Raw genomic sequence first — 19027 nt, 5'->3', positions numbered from 1 at the left:
GAAACAACGATTGTTTCAAACAGTAGCACGCCAAAGATGATTGTTACGTCATCATACTCTGTATGCCTGTTGATGAAAACAGCTTACAGAATCTGACATGTATCAGAATATTGCCAAAGATACAGACTGCTCTCGGTTAACTTCGAGATACTTGGTTCGTTTAGAAATGCTTGGAATGAACTCGCTACTACTCGGGGATGTTTTACTTGAATTAGAATCAGTGACACAGCTCAGAATCCTGCACCTTGACGTCACTTGAGTATATTGCCTTGTTGACGGTTAATAGGTAGCTGACTATCATATTGAACGATGTTCAATAAAGCAGTTTGAGAGTATGGCGCGCAGAAACGATCACACCAGAGAAGAGTTAGTGAATTTGACTTTAACAACAGTCAAAAACTTTTTAGATGAGAATTCTTACCACGAACTCAGTCTTCGTAAAATCGCTAACATGATTGGTTACGTGCCAAGCACATTAGTCAACATTTTTGGCAACTATAACCTGTTACTTTTACACGTAGTCGCGCAAACTTTAGACGAACTCTCCCAAGAAGCACTGAAGGCGACCAATAGCAGTAAAGACGCTCATCAAGCTCTATTTGAGCTGGCTTATTGCTACCACGATTTCGCTCAAAAGCACCCTTACCGTTGGCAGTTAGTGTTCGAGCACAACATGAATGGTGCAGAACTTCCAGAATGGCATGCCAAACGTATCGACGGGATGACAGGAATGCTGGAGTCACTATTGGCTCAAATCGCACCACATCGTACCGAGTCCGAAGTGATTCAAGCGAGTCGAGTGCTTTGGTCTGGCGTACACGGTATTACTTTACTCAGTGTTGATGATAAATTTTTCTCTAGTGAACCCATTGATGGTAAAGAATTAATCAGTAACCTGCTTTCTAACTACCTCACAAACTGGTAACAAAGGATTATCCATGTCGTCCGACAGACAGCCGTCCTTACTTACACAAAGAAAGTTCCTACCCTATTTCATTACTCAGTTTTTTGGCGCTTTCAACGACAATATTTTTAAAAACGTTTTGCTGCTGTTTGTCGCCTTCGCGGGATCCAGCGCACTACCTATTTCGAGCAACTTGTTCATCAATTTAGCGGCTGGCTTGTTCATTCTACCGTTCTTTCTATTCTCCGCTTCAGCTGGCGTATTAGCCGATAAATATGAAAAATCATGGTTTATTCGCAAGGTAAAGCTGTTTGAAATCGCCATCATGCTTTTGGGCGCCATTGGTTTTATAACCGAAAGTTATGGTGTGCTTTTGCTGCTACTGTTCTTAATGGGCACACAGTCAGCATTCTTTGGACCGGTTAAATATGCCCTTTTGCCCCAAAAATTAAACGCGAAAGAGTTAGTGCCAGGCAACGCCCTTGTTGAAGCTGGTACCTTTATCGCCATCCTTATTGGTACCCTAGGTGCTGGAATTATCGCCTCAGCAGACAACGCAAAATACCTTGCCGCATTTTGTGTCGTACTCTTTGCATTGTTAGGATATTTGTCGAGCCGCTCAATACCCTTTGCAGCCGCCAGCGCACCTAATCTTTCTTTTCGTTGGCAACCGTACAAACAAACTAAACACACGCTATCCATCGCAAAATCAGATCGTGTTGTTTTTCAATGTATTATGGCGATAAGCTGGTTCTGGTTTTTAGGCGCCGCCTATCTAACCCAGTTCCCGAATTTCACCAAGATTTACTTAAATGGCACCGAGAGTGCGGTGTCTTTCTTGCTTGCTCTGTTTTCCATTGGTATCGCGCTAGGGTCGCTACTTTGCAATTGGATCTCGAATCATCGTATCGAAGTCGGTATTGTGCCTATTGGCGCACTTGGCATTACGGTATTTGGGTACTTGATGGCAACCTCCATTCCAAGTGACCTACCTATCTTCCATAACTTTGTAGACTTCGTTAGATATGAGCCTTTTTGGCCATTATTTTTCTATCTATTGATGATTGGCGCCTCTGGCGGACTGTTTATCGTACCGCTTTACGCATTAATGCAACATAGAGCAAAGGAAACCGAGCGCGCGCAAGTCATCGCAGGGCTCAATATCTTTAACTCTCTGTTTATGGTCGGCAGTGCTGTCTTAGGTATTGTGTGCCTAAGTGTAATCAAGATGACAATTCCTCAATTGTTTGCATTGTTAGCCATTTTGAATTTCTTGGTCGCCGCTTACATTTTTTTGCAAATACCGATATTCGTTGTCCGTTTTGTGGTTTGGATGCTAACTCATACTATTTATCGAGTGAAACATAAAAACCTACATAACTTGCCAGAACAAGGCGGTGCGTTGATCGTATGTAATCACGTGAGCTATATGGACGCCTTGCTACTTAGCGCAGTATGCCCAAGGTTGATTCGTTTTGTGATGGAGGAAGATTACGCCAACCTACCCCCACTAAGACGCTTTTTACGCAGAACTGGGGTAATTCCGATTTCAGCGAGTAACAGAAACTCCATCAGGCGTGCATTTAATGATGTAGAAACCGCATTAAGCGAAGGACATATCGTCTGTATTTTCCCAGAGGGGAAATTAACCTCAGACGGTGAAATGAATGAATTCATGCGTGGCATTGATATTATTCTGCGTCGCAGCCCAGTACCTGTCATACCCGTGGCACTCAAAGGCTTATGGGGAAGCTATTTCAGCCGCGCGAAAGGCCGCGCATGTTGTGGCTTACCGACTCGATTTTGGTCAAAGCTAGAAATTGAGGCCGGACAGCCGGTTCCACCAAATGAAGCAACGGCAAAAACGATGTTCGATAGAGTGCATCAACTTAGAGGCGACTGGCGATAAAAATACATTTGAACACATGTTTAGAATAACTGAACATGTGTTCAAATCATTAAGACAAACTGACCACACTCAGTGCGATATACTCGCGCTTTCATTCACAACAGCGAATAAAAACCTTGAATAGAAACTACCTCTTGTTTGGATTGGCGTTACTCTTTTGCTTAACCCCTTTTGTCTCCTCTCCTATTGCCCTAGTTATTGGTTTTCTACTCGCAAGTTTTGGTTTTGTGCCTTCAGAACTGCCCATTGCTTCTTTTACTAAAAAGCTGTTGTCCTACTCGATTATTGGTTTAGGCTTTGGCATCAACTTTGAGCAAGCACTCTCTGTTACATCGGATGGTATCGGTCTGATTATCGCCACGATTACGGGCACACTGATCATAGGCACTATCATTGCCAGAATAATTAAGTTGGAGCGAGTAACCGCATACTTAATCTCGTCAGGTACAGCAATTTGTGGTGGTAGTGCAATTGCCGCGGTGGCACCAGCGATTAAAGCAAAAGACGAACAGATTGGATTAGCACTGGCAACGGTATTTGTCCTAAACTCCATCGCACTATTCGTGTTTCCTGTGGTTGGGCATGCTTTAGGGCTAGATCAACACACATTTGGTACATGGGCCGCGATTGCTATTCATGACACTTCTTCTGTTGTTGGGGCAGCCTCAGCGTACGGTGAAGAAGCACTAACTACAGCAACAACGTTAAAACTCGCACGAGCTTTGTGGATCATCCCTGTTGCACTGATCAGTGCCGTGATCTTTTCGAGAGACCAGAAAGAGAATGGAACGAAAAAGTTAGTTATTCCTTATTTCATTTTTTGGTACTGCGCAGCCATCGCGTTTAGCGACTTCTTCCCTCAATTTGAAATGGTCTATCACGGTATTTTCGTTGGAGCGAAACAAGCTTTGGTGGTGTGCCTGTTCCTGATTGGTTGCAGCATTTCAATTTCGAAGCTGAGGTCTGCTGGAGCTAAGCCACTGTTATTTGGTATAACTCTGTGGGTGTTAATTTCAACCACTTCTCTAAGTTGGTTATTGTTTAGATATTAGTGGTCTTCTCATCGTGTTGAGATGACGACGGCTCAAGTTTGCTGTTTTTGTATGTAACAACCAATGCGATAGCGATCAAAAAGGCCGTCAGCTCTGCAAGAGAACGGGCGAGCCCTTCACTGCTTATTGCAATACCAATTTGTAGTGCTACCGCCGCAATTAATACTAGCTTTACCATCCTGAACCTTATGCCTTTTCTCTCTTCGAAGAAGCATAATTATGATTCAGAGTTATAAGGATACGAAATTCCCTTTCTGACTAATACATAGCAAAATTGACTAATGCTGAATTGATGGCAATAGCCACTCCTTCACTGCCTTCCGAGAAACTTTGATCCCACTTTCTAGTAGCACTTGTGGCATTAGATGGTATTCCACTGGCCATTTAAACTTCTCTAATCTGGGTTGCAAATGCAGGTCATATTCCGCTTTGCTGCGCAAATCATTGGTCTGAATCACAGCAACAGGGCGATGACCAAATTCCGCATCTTCGACTGGAACCACTATGCTCTGCACCACGCCATCAATTTGGTTCAATGCTGCCTCAATCTCTTCACAATGAATGTTCTCACCACCAGAGATAAATTGATTGTCGGCACGGCCGATGATCTTTAACTCGTCACCTTGCCACTCACCAAGATCCTTGCTGTCAAACCAGCCTTTCTCATCCAGAAACGGAGTAACATGACCTTGATGAAAATACCCTGCCGCTAATGTTTTACCACCGACAAAAATGCGTTGGTCAACCAACTTTATCTTACGGTGATTCAATACGTGTCCAGCATTACTGGTACTGTCAATTCTCTTTGCGGTAACGGTAGAGGCTGCTTCCGTCATCCCATAACCTAACCACGCCTCAATCCCTCGTCCTGTTGCTCGCAACGCCAACTCGTGAGCAACGTGGCTGCCGCCCAATAGCACATGCGTCAATGACAAGTGAGCATCATCATCCAATAGCCGTTTGAGCTGCGTTGCAACCAAAGATGCGTGTGACACGCCCTGAATATCTTTGATAAGTTTTCCTGTACCGATTTTCAATGTCGCTCCGACATATAGCCAACGATATACAATCGCCAATCCAGAGACGTGATAAAGCGGAAGCGACAATAGCCAAGAATCTTGCTGAGTGAAAATGAACTCTTGCAACAAGCCTTCTGCTGAAGCAAGGTGTTGTCGATGTGTATGAACCACAGCTTTAGGCTCCCCTGTCGAGCCAGAGGTAAATACCACTGAAGCGAGCCTGTCATGGTGATAGGCATCTTCAATCACCGCATCACGCTCTTGTTGTGAAACTAAGGGCGGTGAAAGCAATGTTGCCTTGAGTTTTTGTATATCATGTTCAGAAAAGGTCGAAGCGCACTCCTGAGCAAACCAGATAAACCGAGTTTGTTCAGGTTTATAAAGGGTCGCAAGTTTACTCTGTAGCGTATCGAGTGGTTGTACCATGGTCAGCGCGGCAAGTGCGCCTAACTGCTTGGAAGCAAGATAAAACAGCAGAGTTTCGACTTGGTTTTTACCTACCAAAGTCAGCACATCTCCCCGCGTTACGCCCAAGTCATTCAAATAGTGAGCGTATTGGTCAATACGTACTGAGAGTTGTTGCCAGTTTAATGTTTCTGTTGGTGTCTTGAGTGCAATAGAAAAAGGGCTCGTTTGAGCCCAATATTTCCACGGTGCCTTCGCAACATTATCTATGCAGAATGCCACACAATCTCCTGATCTTTCAGAGGAAGAACGGGAAGTTCACACTTAGGCCAGCCTTGCTCTAACTGAGCTTTGAATAGGCCAATCGTATCCAAACCTGGAACTTCATCAGGCAGCTGCCATTGGGCAAAGCGCGCTAATTGCGTTAAACCGAGACTGGATTCAATGCTCGAGCTAATAACCGCTTTCATCCCCAGTGACTTCGCCTTCTCTATCAGTGTAATACAAAAATCCACCGAACCAATGAGTGTGGGTTTGATGATGATCGTTTTCACACCAGTTAGATCTTCAAGACGGAAATCCTCTCGACGAACCGCATCTTGCAACGTTTCATCCCAAGCAATCGCAATACCAGTATTGATAGCAAAAGAGAGACTATCGCCAGGAGAGCGGCACGGCTCTTCCAAAAAGGTAATGCGCTGACGCAGAGACGGAGTAATGTATTTAGCAAACTGCTGCGCTTTTTCTGGTGTCCAAGCGCGGTTTGCATCAAGTCGAAGCGTTAATTGAGGGATAGATTCAAGAAAAAGGTTCACAAGCATGCCATCGCGAATTGGCTCATAAAGCCCGACTTTTACTTTCGCGACTTTCTCGCCTTCCATTTCGTTCAGCTTTGGAATGAGCTCGTCTGGGTCACCAGTACACAGCGGCGCTGTTTGATACTTACCTTGTTGGGGTAAGCCACCAGCTAACTCTAACTGTGCCATCGATAAACCAAACGCGACCGATGGATACATGTTGGCGTAATCCACATCCAATCCAGCAACCCAACGCTCCGCTTGTTCCTGTAGCTGAATACCAGCATCTTCAGTGCTCTCTAAACTAAAACCAGGAAGAGGAGCGACTTCTCCAAGCCCTATTTGGTCACCTTCAGAAAGCGCAACAACATAACCAACACGTTCAGTTAGCTTATTGTCTCGCAGGATGACACCACTATCCATGGGCAAGATATAACGATAAATTTTCGCTTCACGCATAATTCGAGTCCTATGTAATGCCGTATATTTGAGCGTTCTGGCGAGCAATCCCACCAGCCTCCCAGAGGGCGAGGCGCTCAGGAAAAATGGAACAGAGGAGCTGAAACACTCCTCTTTTTATACGGATTATGGGTTACGAGGGAATTTGTCGAAGTCTGGGCGACGTTTCTCGTTGAATGCGTTACGACCTTCTTGGCCTTCATCGGTCATGTAGAACATCATCGTTGCGTTACCCGCAAGCTCTTGAAGACCTGCTTGACCATCACAGTCCGCATTCAATGCAGCTTTCAGGCAGCGTAGCGCCATTGGACTATGCTGAAGAACTTCACGACACCAACGAACAGTTTCTTTCTCTAGCTCTTCTAGCGGCACAACCGTGTTGACCAAGCCCATGTCTAACGCTTCTTGCGCGTTATAGAAACGACATAGGAACCAGATTTCGCGAGCTTTCTTCTGGCCTACGATACGAGCCATGTAAGACGCGCCCCAACCACCATCAAATGAACCCACTTTAGGGCCCGTTTGACCAAACTGTGCGTTGTCCGCTGCAATTGTTAGGTCACACATCATGTGCAGTACATGACCGCCGCCAACAGCCCAGCCGGCAACTGATGCGATCACAGGTTTTGGACAAGTTCGAATATCGCGTTGGAAGTCCAATACGTTTAGGTGGTGTGTACCTTGCTCATCTTTATAGCCCCCGTAGTCGCCACGGATCTTCTGGTCGCCGCCAGAACAGAATGCGTCTTCACCTAGACCTGTCAGAATGATCACGCCAACACCAGAGTCATAACGCGCATCTGCCAACGCATCAATCATCTCTTTTACTGTTTGAGGGCGGAATGCATTACGCACTTGTGGGCGTGCAATGGTAATTTTCGCGATACCATCTTCAGATTTATGGTAGTGAATATCCTCGTATTTCTCGCTGCAATCTTTCCATTGAACCGGAGCGTAAAGTTCTTCTTCAGAAATGCCTACTGTTTTAGCCATGGTGATTCCCATTGTTCTCGTTACTCTCACCAAAGTGAGATTGAATTATTTGCTTAATATGCATCGCAAATTGTTGGGGCTGCTCTTGATGAACGTTATGTCCTGCGCCTTCAACTTGTCGATACGCCAACCCGCTACGTTGTGCCAGTTGGCTAAATTTTTGGTCTTTCGCGCCACACAAGTAATACATCGGTATATTCTGCTTTTTCAGTGTGGGCAACAAATACGCCTGCTTGGCTAACGATGTTGCCATCAGCATGCTCGCGACCGCCGAGCCAAGATTATCACTTCGCTTCGCAATTAATGTTTGTCTTTGCTCATGGTTTAGTGAAGAAAACACCGCTTGCTGATACCAATCGTTCAAAACACGTTCAAGTGGTTCTGTTTTGAAACGCTTTGCCCAGCGAGCATCATTCTCCAATCTCACCTGTTTCTCTGACTCAGTTTGAAGCCCGAAGTTTCCCCCTTCAACAATTGCGCCCACAATATTGAGATCTGAGAAGCATTGATTGGCAATACCATGCATCGCAATACGGCCGCCCATCGAGTAACCAATCAAAATAAGTGGTTGTTGCGGAGGAAATAATAAAGATAGTGTGGAATTAAGAAGTTTGCAGCAATCATCGAGATCGTTGCACTTTGTAAACTGGCTACGACCATGACCAGGAAGGTCTATAACAATTCGTTCAAACTGAGTCAGTTCATCCAAACAAGCTTGCCAATCAGCACCATTTCCTAAAAAGCCATGCAAAAACACCAGAGTGGGAAGGTCGCCACTTTGGTGTTTTTCAGTTGAAGAGAGACGCTCAGAGTGAAGCATGCAGGCTCTTATTAAATGCCTTTATCAACTCTGCGGCTTGGCTTGGTGGGGTTTGAACTTCCACCAGCAGTGTGCCTTGGCCGCTCGACAGGTGCTCGGCAACCATTGCTTGATACATTTCTAACGTAGTTGGCTTCTCATACTTTAAACCAAACTGTTTGGCTGCATGTTCAAACTGATAACCGTGGGGCATTTGGTAGTACGCAGTGCGATGCTCCTGAGGCACCGGTAACATATCGAAAATTGCGCCACCATCATTGTTTGTGACCACAAGTACCGTCGGCAGTTTATTGTGAGAAAACAGCGCTAGTGAATTGAGATCATACAGTGCTGATGTGTCACCAATATACATCAGTAACGGATTACCTCTTGCTCGCTGCACACCTGATGCGGTAGCAAACAAACCGTCAATTCCTGACGCGCCTCGGTTAGTGAACACTTCTACATCATCAAGTTTGCCGTACATATCGACAAGTCGAACAAACAAACTGTTACCCCAAAAGACATCAGCGTTTTTAGTGCGCTCGTTGATGTCTGCTGCCAACGCAATTTCGTCAATGGCAGACGCTGAATCAGATAGGAAAGCTTCTTCGATACGTTGATGAACTCGCTTAACTCCATTCGCTAACCTATCAGCCCACCCAGCAAATATTGGCTTCTCAAAGCTAATGCGAGAAACCCAAGTTTGAGGAAGCTCAACCCAGTGCATTTGCGCCAGATGATTTTGGTTATTACGGTCCATACGCGGCGAGATATACCAGTATTGAACGTCTTTACTTTGTTGATTTTGCGAAACTTGTTTATCAATCCACTGGTTCAAACGTTTGGAGATGATTCGGCTACCAAATTGGATAATAAGTTCACAAGATTCAAGCTCGTTTGCGAGCTCGGGAAGTTGAAGCCATACATCGTAATGCGCCCAATCCGAACTGAGACCACTTTGCGGGTCTGCAAGTACCGGCCATCCCATCTTTTGTGCAAATGCCTGCGCCGACTTCGCTTGTTCAAGCGGTAAGCTGCCAATCACAACCAAGCCTTTTTTATCCGCACAAGACGGGATTTTCGCCTGTGACAAGTGGCTAAAACGCTGGGTATAACTACCACTTCCTTTTCGCCATCCGGCTACCGAGTCTAAGTAGGTTTGATAATCCGCTTTTGCACCGTTGGAATACAAAGGTTCTGGAAATGCACAGTTAATATGAACAGCACTGCCTTGCAGCTGCTGAGTAAACATCACTTCGTCAACAGAGGTCAGCAACCAATTAAGCAATGTTGTTAAAGTTGGGCTTGGTAAATTCAAGCTGGCCGAGACATGATGTGAAAAAATACCCAACTGGTTAATCGCTTGGTTTGCGCCACAGCCAACGAGCTCCATCGGACGATCCGCAGTGAGCAGCACCAGCTTTTCACCAGTAAGCCTAGCCTCCGCAACGGCTGGTAATAAGTTCGCCACTGCCGTACCAGAGGTAACGATGATTGCCACTGGCTCTTGAGTAGCTTTCGCTAAGCCAAGAGCCATAAAGCCGAGACCACGCTCATCAAAGTGAGTATGAATAGAAAAATTGGACTGTTCTGCCGCCTCTAAAGTTAAAGGAGTAGAACGAGAGCCAGGAGCGATACAAACATGCTTAACGCCAAATCGCTGAAGCTCAATCAATATGGTTTCTGACCAAATTCGATTGAGCACCGCTTGGTCATGATTCATGATGCGACTCCCAACGGAGGGTGATCAGAAATCAGCGTAAGTAACGTCGACATTTTCTTATCAAGTTCCGCCCACTCATGCTCTGCCACAGAACCTGGCACAATACCTGCGCCCGCAAACAGTTGTACTTGGTCACTGAGCACAAGCGCACTTCTGATCGCGACACAAAACTCTGCTCGTTCATGGCTTATGTACCCCATTGACCCCGCGTACCAGCCGCGTGCAAAGGGCTCATTATCAAGAATAAACTGCATGGATTCTTGTCGAGGTAAGCCAGCAACCGCCGCCGTTGGCTGAAGCGCCGATAACAACTGAACACCGTTTATGCCCATCTTTAGGCTCGCGTGAATATTTCGCTTGAGGTGTTGCACTTTTCGTAGCCTAACCAAACTAGCCTCGGCCTCCACTTCAACCGCTTCGGAATGCGGTGATAGGCGATCAATAATGTCATCAACTACATATTGGTTTTCATTGAGGTTCTTTTCATCTTGGGATAACCAATTCGCCAACTCCATATCGTGAGTGGCGTTGTCCCCTCGACCAATCGTGCCTGCTAACGCTTCGGTATGAAGTTCGTGCCCTACGCGAGAATACAAACGTTCTGGCGTAGAACCCATAAAGCTGTGTTTGCTGTCTAAGCTCAGCATGAAATGGAAACTATGATGGTTATTTAAGTAACTCGCTTTCAGCAATTGTGCAGCACTTAATGTGTTATCAAGCTGCACGGTAGAGCGACGCGCCAATACCACTTTCTTAAAATCATCATTCTTTATACCAGTCAGAACTTTATGAACTAACTCATTCCATTGAGGCTGACTTGGCGTATGAACAATAGAGCGGATGTGAGAAGAAATCGGAGCTAAGGTCGCGACCTCACAAACCAGTTTATGCAGTCCTGCTAGGGTTCGCGCTTTGTCTTCTGAAATATTAACTGCGAGAGACCATTGTTGATCAAAACGAATTAACTCAATTTGAGGCAAAAAGAAGAAAGAAGGCATACAGCGACGATTCTTCTCATGCTGGCCGTCAAAAGAGCGTCCGCCCCAGACTCGTTGCCCTTCACCTAGAATGGTATAAGCAGGGCCTGGCTCAACAAAAGCGTGTAATTGCCCTAGTGCAACGACCTCTTCACGAGTATCGCGGGACTGCCAGTAGAATTTAGGGAAAAGTGGTTGTGCATCAAGCCAATCAATAAATGAGAAATTAGGTTTCTCGCTCAGGGGCTCGACCAGACGTGTTTGATTGCCTTCCGCTTGCTGAACTCGCTCGATAATTCTCTTTACGGCTTGATGGAACTGTGACAAATCAACCTCGTAGTATGTGAGGATAAATGGTAACTGACGGCTACTCTAAGTTTAGACCCAAAGCAAATCAAGGTCGTATGCGATCTTTTGCAAAATCCTGTGATAGCAAACGAGCAAAACTTAACCAGCAAACAGATAATTTACAGATATATATTCTAATAAAAAACAAATTATTGTATTTTAATAAAGAAATTAACGAATTTTTAGGAATTATACAATGCAAAATATCGGGATGTCGTCAAAACTCGATAATGTCTGCTACGACATTAGGGGTCCTGTACTCAAACATGCTAAGCGCATGGAGGAAGAAGGGCATAAAATCCTAAAGCTAAACATTGGTAACCCTGCCCCATTTGGTTTTGACGCCCCTGATGAGATTTTAGTCGACGTGATTCGTAATCTGCCGACTTCTCAAGGCTATTGTGATTCCAAAGGCATTTACTCTGCTCGTAAAGCCGTGGTCCAACACTATCAACGTAAAGGTATCCGCTCGCTAGATGTCGAAGATGTGTATGTGGGTAACGGCGTGTCTGAGCTGATCGTGATGGCCATGCAAGCGCTGTTAAATAATGGCGACGAAATGCTGATCCCAGCACCTGATTATCCGTTGTGGACAGCTTCAGTTGCACTATCAGGCGGTAAGCCGGTTCATTACCTATGTGATGAAGGTGCAGACTGGTACCCAGATCTTGAAGACATCAAAAAGAAAATCACACCAAAGACACGTGGCATTGTTCTGATCAACCCGAACAATCCGACAGGTGCGGTATATAGCCGTGATTTCCTACTTGAAGTGATTGAAATCGCGCGCCAGCACAAACTGATCATTTTCGCAGATGAGATCTACGACAAAGTGTTGTACGACGGTGCAACACATACCTCAGTCGCAACACTCACTGAAGACGTGCTCGTCATGACATTCAATGGCCTTTCAAAAGCCTACCGTGTTTGCGGTTTCCGTGGTGGCTGGATGTTCCTAACGGGGCCTAAACATCTAGCTCAAGGGTACGTGAATGGCTTGGAGTTGCTTTCATCGATGCGTTTATGTGCAAACGTACCAATGCAACATGCGATTCAAACTGCGCTAGGTGGATACCAGAGTATCAATGAACTGATTTTACCTGGCGGACGCTTATTAGAGCAGCGCAATAGAGCGTATGAACTGATCAATCAGATTCCTGGTGTTTCTTGTGTCAAACCTAAGGGTGCTATGTACCTCTTCCCGAAAATCGACACAAAAATGTACAACATCAAGAACGATCAGCAGATGGTTTTAGATTTCTTAAAACAAGAGAAGGTCTTACTGGTGCAAGGTTCCGGTTTCAACTGGCCAAAACCAGACCATTTCCGCATCGTGACACTACCGCACGTTGAAGATCTAGAAATCGCCATTGGACGTTTTGAGCGATTCCTATCAACCTACAGCCAGTAATGAATCACTGGTAGTAATTAGTGCTGATCTCTCATATGCTTAGAGGAACTCCTAGTGAGTTCCTTTTTTTACACCAGAAACGGAGAAAGCCATGAAAGAAAGCCATTTTTTCGCCCACCTGGCTCGAATGAAGCTGATCCAACGCTGGCCTTTAATGCGGTCCGTCTCACCAGAAAACGTTTCAGAGCATAGCTTACAAGTTGCTTTTGTCGCTCATGCCCTTGCCCTAATTAAAAACAAAAAGTTCGGCGGCAACCTCAATCCAGAACGCATCGCGATTCTTGCCATGTACCATGACTCTAGCGAAGTATTAACGGGTGACCTTCCAACCCCAGTGAAGTATTACAACCCTGAAATTGCCAAAGAATATAAGAAGATAGAATCAGCAGCGGAACAAAAATTACTCTCAATGTTACCGGAAGAGTTCCAAGATGAATTTGCCCCCTACCTTCTTTCTCATTCTGCACACGAAGAGGACGCAAAAATCGTCAAGCAAGCCGACTCCATCTGTGCCTATTTAAAATGTCTCGAAGAACTAAGCGCAGGCAATCATGAGTTCGCTCTGGCAAAAAAACGCTTAGACATCACTTTGCAAGAACGTAGAACGCCTGAAATGGATTACTTCCTCAATACCTTTGCCCCAAGTTTCGAATTATCGTTAGATGAAATCAGTTAGCTTACGGAGATAATCGTGTCGTTTGAATTACACCCGCAATGGCAAGAGCGCCATGATGATGAGCATAAAATACGTCGTGACGACCATCGGAGCCCGTACCAACGAGACCGAGCGCGCATTCTTCACTCGGCTGCATTTCGACGCTTACAAGCAAAAACCCAAGTACACGGCAATAGCTTGGAAGACTTTCACCGCAGCCGGTTAACACACTCCTTAGAAGCGTCGCAACTCGGGACCGGTATCGTCGCCCAGTTAAAGAAAAAACAACCAGAGTTCCGTGATCTATTACCATCAGACAGCTTAATTGATTCATTATGTTTGGCGCACGACATCGGGCATCCTCCATACGGTCATGGGGGAGAAGTCGCTCTAAACTACGTAATGCGCGAACATGGCGGCTTCGAGGGGAACGCCCAAACCTTTCGTATCGTCACTAAGTTAGAGCCTTATACCGAGCATTTCGGAATGAATTTATCACGCCGCACACTGCTTGGTTTGATTAAGTACCCTGCCCTTATTAGTCAAACACGCTCCGTCAAGTTGCCTCAACCAGCTGAGCATCAACGTAAACTAAAAGCCAAAGATTGGAGCCCAGCTAAGGGCATTTATGATTGTGATAAAGACTTATTTGATTGGGTAATTGCACCGCTTTCTGACAACGACAAGGCATTGCTTAGCCTAATGCGCTCAAAACCAGAATCGGAGTTTGAGCACAGTAAAACGCGCTTTAAATCACTCGATTGCTCAATCATGGAGCTAGCGGACGATATCGCCTACGGCGTTCATGATTTAGAAGATGCAATCGTGCTTGGTATGGTGACACGTCAGCAATGGCAAGAAGGCGCAGCAAGTCAATTAGCGGACTGTGGCGACCCGTGGTTTGAAGCACATATCGATTCCATCGGACAGATGCTATTTAGTGGTAAGCATCATGAGCGGAAAGATGCCATCGGTGGTATGGTTAACGCCCTGCTGACCAGCATTTCAATTAAGGCGGTGGATGAGCCTTTCAATAATCCATTACTGTCTTGGAATGCGTGTTTAGAGCCACAAATGGCACGAGCACTTGACGTACTCAAACACTTTGTCAGTACTTTTGTTATCCAAGTCCCGCAGGTCCAGATCGTTGAATATAAAGGTCAGCAAATTATTATGGACATTTTTGAAGCGTTAACAGCGGACCCAGAGCGCTTGCTGCCTGTTCATACAAAAGAACTGTGGTGCCAAGCGAAAAGCGAGAGCAATAAGATGAGGGTCATCGCCGATTACATTTCTGCTATGACCGATGGTCACGCGCAAAAGCTGCACCGTCAGCTATTCTCTTCCATCGTTCTTTAGTAACACTCAACCTTTCAAGTAATTCTTTTCAAATACGCCCGGCGGCATCTGGGCGATTTGGAATTCGATCATCTTTTCAAAGGCATGCATAAGCGGTGTAAAGTCTCTCTCGGGTTCAAGCAAACGAAGCGAATGATAACCTGCCTCGACTGTCGATAAGCTATTCTCAGAGGGCGCCTTACGAATGGTGTAATGCCCTTGCAATTGCTTCGGTAATTGCACGGTTGGGAGTGGATGTAAATTGCTAGAAAGCTGCCACATTTTGTACGCTTTTTTCCACGTTCCATCGAGCAAAACCAAACGTATTTTCTTAGATACACTACGGCTCACTTGATTGATTTCAGAGATGCATCGTGACTGCTCCGATGGGTAAAGAACAAAATGTTGATATGATTCATCCGCCAACAAGTGATTTAAGACATCATCACCAGAAAAGTCCTCTCCTATCAGACAAATACAGTTATCTAAACTCAAATTGAGAATCCGTGCCGTACCAAGCGGACGATGTTCTTCACTCGTGTGCTGAAGAATGATAAGTTCTACCTCGCTTGCCAACGGTACAATCCATTGGCAAATACACGCTTTTTGCGACTTTCCACAACGAGAACAATAACGAGACATAGAGTGAACCTTTATACCTTGCTGAGTATTATCAGCGTGATCTGTTTGATACTTCAATTCGAACCAATGGCAAGCCTAACCGAGTGGCACAGCTACAATATACGCCATGGCGAATGGTGGCGAATCGTAACAGGAAATCTCACACATACCAACTTTGCGCACTTAGGGATGAACCTGGCAGGATTGTGGATCATTACTTTTATTTTTCGTCCAAGCACTCGCAACTTCCTTATCGTTTTCTCACTCTTGTGTGCATTTGTTGGCGCAATGAATTTGTTTACCAACATGTCAGTGTACGTGGGATTATCTGGCGTACTACACGGACTGTTTGGATTCTGGGCACTCAGAGAAGTCTTTGAAAGCAGAAGAAGCAGCTTGTTGTTGGTCGGCGGGCTTATTGCCAAAGTAGCATGGGAGCAGATCTATGGTCCATCAAGCAGCACTGCTGCGCTTATCGGCGCAAACGTTGCTATTGATGCTCATTTATTTGGCGCACTCGGTGGGTTAACAATGGCTCTAATGGAAAAAGGCTTTCGCCGTCGTTTATTCGGTTAAAAAATCCCGAACCACGAAAGAGGGGTTGGTTCGGGAAAGCAGTAATAGGGAAACAGATATTGTTCTGAATTCAGACTCAATATCTGAAATACATCAAGCTACAGTAAAATGCGGTCTTCGTTTTTCTTAACTGTCGCTTCACCAATGCCTTTTACGCTCTTCAAATCTGCTGCTGTTTTAAAAGGGCCATGCTCCTCGCGGTAGTCCACGATACTCTGCGCTTTCTTCTCACCTATACCTTTCAACATGGTCGCTATTTCTTCAGCAGAGGCAGTGTTGATATTTACGGTAATTTCAATTCCTTCATATTTGCCAGTGGCTGAATCCGCAGCCATGCTAAAAGGTGCAAAAACAAATAAGCACAATGTCAAAATCCATTTCATATTGAACATACAATCTCCAAAATAGTAGGCTAAAACCAGTCATCGGGAGCAAGTAACTACCAAGTTCGTAGTGAAAAGCAACGTGATTATGCATTTAACAAACTTAGATGACCCGATATTCGCAATGACTGGTATCACTTAAACGCGCACTAATTTAAGTAATGCTTATTGATGATTGAAGTTAATAAAGACAAAAATAAAACGGACCGCTTATGCGGTCCGTTTTAGTTAACATGCAAATTACACTAATTGTGCTTAGTTGCTCACAATAAAGTACTCAATGTCAGTGTTTGCGCGCAGTACAGCTAGCACAGATGATAGGTCTTGCTGAGAAGATGCTCGCTGCATTTGCATCGCAACTTGCTCTTCTAACTCACTATCTAGCTCAGCATTTACAGCATCAAGCTCGATGATAACAATGTTACCTTCAAGATCTTTAGACTGACCATATACTGGCTTACCATCGACTGGTTTTGCCATCGCGAATACCGTTGTTGCCAACGGAGAACGGCGATCTACTGTCTCTTGTTCACCAAATGCAAGGTTGTTTTCAGTAAGCACATCTGTCTTACCTTCTTTCAATGCAGCAACAACCTGTGTACCAAGTTCCATCGCATCTTGCTCACCCTTAACACGAGATAGCTCTGCAATAACCTGATCTTTCACTTCTTCTAGTGGAAGAACCGTCTCATCACGTGCGTCTTCAACACGAACAACAATAATATGTTCAGGTGCAACTTCGATAGCTTCAGAGTTTAAGCCATCTTCTTTTACTTCTGGGCTAAGGATAGCTTGCATTACCGCAGGGTTACGAAGCACTTCAGGTGCGTCAACTTGAGAAATAAAGTCCGTTGTCTTCACTTCTTGGTTAACCGCTTGAGAAGCGTCATACAATGAGTCTGGGTATTCAAACGCTACGCGCTCAAGCTCGCTTTGTAGCTCGTAGAATTGATCAACTGCTTGTTGGTCAACCATTTCTTGTTTGATTTCAGCGGCAACTTCTTCAAATGGCTTCGCCACAGAGTCTTTTAGCTCTTCAAGCTTGATAATATGGTAACCAAAGTCCGACTTTACTAGACCCGACGTATCGCCTGGATTCTTCAACGCGAATGCCGCTTCTTCAAAAGCAGGGTCCATCACATCACGCTCAATCCAACCTAAATCACCGCCGTTTTCAGCACTGCCAAAATCGTCAGATTTCTCTTGAGCAAGCGTCGCAAAATCTGCTCCCGCATTTAGCTCATCTAAGATAGCCTGCGCTTTTGCTTCATCGTCCCCTTCTACAAGAATATGAGCGACACGACGCTGCTCTTCTGAAGAGTATTTGTTTAAGTGCTCATCGTAGTACTTTTTCACCTCGGCATCAGAAACATTAACTTGCTCCTTTAGCGCTTCAGCAGACAGTTCGATATAAGCGACTTTAACCTGCTCTGGGCGAGTAAAGTTGTCAGGGTTTGCTTTGTAGTACTGTTGAATTTCTTCGTCAGTCAATTCAATGTTTTTCGCAAACTCTGCTAAGTCGATTTTAATCGTGCGAATATCACGAGTTTGAGTAAACAGCTTACCTTCTGCCTGTACTTCACCTGGCAGAATAAATTCACTGTTTTGTAGTGCATTCAGCAGTTGTTCACGAACCAATTCACGACGCATGTACTCAGCAAAAGAGTCTGGCGAAAAGCCTGCACGACGCAGAGAAGCTTGATAGATCTCTTGATCGAACTGACCATTAGATTGGAATTGAGGCATGTCTAGAATCATGCTGCGAACTTGGGTGTCGCTGATTCGCAGACCTAAAGCTTCTGCTTGTTGGTCAAGCAACACGTCATTGATCATTCGATCTAAAACGGATTTGCGGAAAGATTCAACATATGCAGGGTCAGCCAGCATTTGAGAGAAGTAGTCACCCAACTGAGCTTGCATACGGTTACGCTCATTTTGGTATGCCATCTCGAACTCACCACGAGGAATCTCAGTGTTACCGACTTTCGCTGCAGAGTTGTTGTTACCACTAACGATGTAGCTACCCACACCTGCAAATACGAAAGACAGGATGATAAGCCCAAGGATAATTTTGACCGCGATGCTATTCACGCCTTCGCGTAGTCGATCCATCATAATTTAACTGCTCTCCACAATTGAAGCCTACTGCTTCTATCTAATAGAAATAATGGCGCAATAATATCAGAAAAAGAAATGCGCATCAGTATGATGCGCATAATTTAAGAAAGTTCGGCTCGAAGTTTGTAAATTTTTGTTCGAAACTTATTGTTTGAGCAAAAGTTAAGCAAATGGCCGGTTACAGAATTAACGCTGTGATTAGTTACAAGCGTCTTTCAGTGCTTTACCAGCTTTAAAAGCTGGTACTTTTGCTTCTGCGATTTGGATTTCTTCACCAGTTTTTGGGTTACGACCAGTACGTGCAGCACGAGTACGAACGCTAAATGTACCAAAGCCAACTAGAGCAACTTGATCACCAGACTGAAGAGTACCGCTTACTGCTTCGATGAATGCATCTAGAGCACGACCCGCTGACGCTTTAGAAATGTCTGCATTTTCTGCGATTTGTTCTACTAACTGAGTTTTATTCACTGTAATTTCCCCTTTGTGTCATCTGTGATTATTTTTGTGATGACTTTCGTTCCATTGTTAAGAAAA

The 19027-nt window shown here is 44.9% G+C and carries 18 protein-coding genes; 7 read left to right on the top strand and 11 right to left on the bottom strand.

The window, feature by feature from the left end; all coding sequences use genetic code 11:
- Nucleotides 1-334 precede the first annotated feature (334 nt).
- From ACZ5ZC_RS12705 to ACZ5ZC_RS12695, 3 genes are all read left to right on the top strand, one after another.
- Nucleotides 335-925, top strand: a complete 591-nt coding sequence (locus tag ACZ5ZC_RS12705; RefSeq protein WP_006743255.1) for a TetR/AcrR family transcriptional regulator — start codon at nt 335-337, stop codon at nt 923-925.
- Nucleotides 926-938: 13 nt separating this feature from the next.
- Nucleotides 939-2813, top strand: coding sequence for an MFS transporter (locus tag ACZ5ZC_RS12700; protein WP_464931959.1), 1875 nt, complete (start codon nt 939-941; stop codon nt 2811-2813).
- A 116-nt stretch (nt 2814-2929) separates the two neighbouring features.
- Complete coding sequence (locus ACZ5ZC_RS12695) at nt 2930-3865, top strand: YeiH family protein (protein ID WP_258627714.1); 936 nt, start codon at nt 2930-2932, stop codon at nt 3863-3865.
- On the opposite strand, the gene ACZ5ZC_RS12690 is transcribed toward ACZ5ZC_RS12695, so the two are convergent.
- The 7 genes from ACZ5ZC_RS12690 to ACZ5ZC_RS12660 form a co-directional block, all read right to left on the bottom strand.
- Nucleotides 3855-4043 carry a hypothetical protein gene (locus ACZ5ZC_RS12690; protein ID WP_005390556.1) on the bottom strand — a complete coding sequence of 63 codons (189 nt, stop codon included), beginning with the start codon at nt 4041-4043 and terminating at the stop codon, nt 3855-3857. The genes ACZ5ZC_RS12695 and ACZ5ZC_RS12690 overlap by 11 nt on opposite strands.
- A gap of 100 nt (nt 4044-4143) precedes the next feature.
- Nucleotides 4144-5571: an o-succinylbenzoate--CoA ligase gene (gene menE, locus ACZ5ZC_RS12685; protein ID WP_258620857.1), complete on the bottom strand. Its 1428-nt coding sequence runs from the start codon at nt 5569-5571 to the stop codon at nt 4144-4146.
- The gene (gene menC, locus ACZ5ZC_RS12680; protein WP_048626162.1) at nt 5556-6545 is read right to left on the bottom strand and encodes an o-succinylbenzoate synthase; all 990 of its coding nucleotides are present in this window, start codon (nt 6543-6545) and stop codon (nt 5556-5558) included. Before menC ends, menE begins: the two co-directional genes overlap by 16 nt.
- 126 nt (nt 6546-6671) lie before the next feature.
- Nucleotides 6672-7538, bottom strand: coding sequence for a 1,4-dihydroxy-2-naphthoyl-CoA synthase (gene menB, locus ACZ5ZC_RS12675; RefSeq protein ID WP_005390550.1), 867 nt, complete (start codon nt 7536-7538; stop codon nt 6672-6674).
- Nucleotides 7531-8358, bottom strand: a complete 828-nt coding sequence (gene menH, locus ACZ5ZC_RS12670) for a 2-succinyl-6-hydroxy-2,4-cyclohexadiene-1-carboxylate synthase (RefSeq protein WP_464931958.1) — start codon at nt 8356-8358, stop codon at nt 7531-7533. The genes menB and menH overlap by 8 nt, the downstream gene beginning before the upstream one ends.
- Nucleotides 8345-10063 carry a 2-succinyl-5-enolpyruvyl-6-hydroxy-3-cyclohexene-1-carboxylic-acid synthase gene (gene menD / locus ACZ5ZC_RS12665; RefSeq protein ID WP_464931957.1) on the bottom strand — a complete coding sequence of 573 codons (1719 nt, stop codon included), beginning with the start codon at nt 10061-10063 and terminating at the stop codon, nt 8345-8347. The genes menH and menD overlap by 14 nt, the downstream gene beginning before the upstream one ends.
- Nucleotides 10060-11367 (bottom strand): isochorismate synthase, encoded by a 1308-nt coding sequence (locus ACZ5ZC_RS12660; RefSeq protein ID WP_464931956.1) that lies wholly within the window; start codon nt 11365-11367, stop codon nt 10060-10062. The genes menD and ACZ5ZC_RS12660 overlap by 4 nt, the downstream gene beginning before the upstream one ends.
- Before the next feature lie 217 nt (nt 11368-11584).
- Between ACZ5ZC_RS12660 and ACZ5ZC_RS12655 the strand changes: the two genes are divergently transcribed.
- From ACZ5ZC_RS12655 to ACZ5ZC_RS12645, 3 genes are all read left to right on the top strand, one after another.
- Nucleotides 11585-12799, top strand: a complete 1215-nt coding sequence (locus ACZ5ZC_RS12655) for a pyridoxal phosphate-dependent aminotransferase (protein ID WP_005390543.1) — start codon at nt 11585-11587, stop codon at nt 12797-12799.
- Nucleotides 12800-12890: 91 nt separating this feature from the next.
- Complete coding sequence (gene yfbR, locus ACZ5ZC_RS12650; protein ID WP_031780152.1) at nt 12891-13475, top strand: 5'-deoxynucleotidase; 585 nt, start codon at nt 12891-12893, stop codon at nt 13473-13475.
- A gap of 15 nt (nt 13476-13490) precedes the next feature.
- A complete protein-coding gene (locus ACZ5ZC_RS12645) occupies nt 13491-14813 on the top strand; it encodes an anti-phage deoxyguanosine triphosphatase (protein ID WP_005390538.1) in 1323 nt (440 codons plus the stop codon).
- A gap of 6 nt (nt 14814-14819) precedes the next feature.
- Here ACZ5ZC_RS12645 and ACZ5ZC_RS12640 read toward each other — a convergent pair whose 3' ends face one another.
- Complete coding sequence (locus ACZ5ZC_RS12640; protein WP_047009479.1) at nt 14820-15434, bottom strand: tRNA-uridine aminocarboxypropyltransferase; 615 nt, start codon at nt 15432-15434, stop codon at nt 14820-14822.
- A 3-nt stretch (nt 15435-15437) separates the two neighbouring features.
- Here ACZ5ZC_RS12640 and rrtA point away from each other — a divergent pair, with 3 nt between their 5' ends.
- Entirely contained in the window at nt 15438-15989 is a 552-nt protein-coding gene (gene rrtA, locus ACZ5ZC_RS12635; RefSeq protein ID WP_005390532.1) for a rhombosortase, read from the top strand.
- Nucleotides 15990-16087: 98 nt separating this feature from the next.
- Here the strand turns inward: rrtA and ACZ5ZC_RS12630 are convergent, their stop codons facing one another.
- The 3 genes from ACZ5ZC_RS12630 to ACZ5ZC_RS12620 all read right to left on the bottom strand — a co-directional run bounded on the left by ACZ5ZC_RS12630 (nt 16088) and on the right by ACZ5ZC_RS12620 (nt 18961).
- On the bottom strand, nt 16088-16372 hold the full coding sequence (locus ACZ5ZC_RS12630; RefSeq protein WP_054867875.1) for a ComEA family DNA-binding protein: 285 nt from the start codon (nt 16370-16372) through the stop codon (nt 16088-16090).
- A 255-nt stretch (nt 16373-16627) separates the two neighbouring features.
- Nucleotides 16628-18487: a peptidylprolyl isomerase gene (gene ppiD / locus ACZ5ZC_RS12625; protein ID WP_005390530.1), complete on the bottom strand. Its 1860-nt coding sequence runs from the start codon at nt 18485-18487 to the stop codon at nt 16628-16630.
- A gap of 201 nt (nt 18488-18688) precedes the next feature.
- Nucleotides 18689-18961 carry an HU family DNA-binding protein gene (locus ACZ5ZC_RS12620; RefSeq protein WP_005382341.1) on the bottom strand — a complete coding sequence of 91 codons (273 nt, stop codon included), beginning with the start codon at nt 18959-18961 and terminating at the stop codon, nt 18689-18691.
- Between the last annotated feature and the right edge of the window lie 66 nt (nt 18962-19027).

The sequence above is a fragment of the Vibrio sp. JCM 18905 genome (assembly GCF_055393305.1).
Note: the sequence above shows the minus strand (reverse complement) of the source record. Positions and strands in the feature narration are given on the sequence as shown.

Excerpts from the sequence above, each read along its gene's own strand:
- ACZ5ZC_RS12705 (WP_006743255.1), top strand. The coding sequence starts at position 335 with ATGGCGCGCAGAAACGATCACACCAGAGAAGAGTTAGTGAATTTGACT.
- ACZ5ZC_RS12700 (WP_464931959.1), top strand. The coding sequence starts at position 939 with ATGTCGTCCGACAGACAGCCGTCCTTACTTACACAAAGAAAGTTCCTA.
- ACZ5ZC_RS12690 (WP_005390556.1), bottom strand. The coding sequence starts at position 4,043 with ATGGTAAAGCTAGTATTAATTGCGGCGGTAGCACTACAAATTGGTATT.
- menC (WP_048626162.1), bottom strand. The coding sequence starts at position 6,545 with ATGCGTGAAGCGAAAATTTATCGTTATATCTTGCCCATGGATAGTGGT.
- menB (WP_005390550.1), bottom strand. The coding sequence starts at position 7,538 with ATGGCTAAAACAGTAGGCATTTCTGAAGAAGAACTTTACGCTCCGGTT.
- menH (WP_464931958.1), bottom strand. The coding sequence starts at position 8,358 with ATGCTTCACTCTGAGCGTCTCTCTTCAACTGAAAAACACCAAAGTGGC.
- menD (WP_464931957.1), bottom strand. The coding sequence starts at position 10,063 with ATGAATCATGACCAAGCGGTGCTCAATCGAATTTGGTCAGAAACCATA.
- ACZ5ZC_RS12655 (WP_005390543.1), top strand. The coding sequence starts at position 11,585 with ATGCAAAATATCGGGATGTCGTCAAAACTCGATAATGTCTGCTACGAC.
- yfbR (WP_031780152.1), top strand. The coding sequence starts at position 12,891 with ATGAAAGAAAGCCATTTTTTCGCCCACCTGGCTCGAATGAAGCTGATC.
- ACZ5ZC_RS12640 (WP_047009479.1), bottom strand. The coding sequence starts at position 15,434 with ATGTCTCGTTATTGTTCTCGTTGTGGAAAGTCGCAAAAAGCGTGTATT.
- ACZ5ZC_RS12630 (WP_054867875.1), bottom strand. The coding sequence starts at position 16,372 with ATGAAATGGATTTTGACATTGTGCTTATTTGTTTTTGCACCTTTTAGC.
- ppiD (WP_005390530.1), bottom strand. The coding sequence starts at position 18,487 with ATGATGGATCGACTACGCGAAGGCGTGAATAGCATCGCGGTCAAAATT.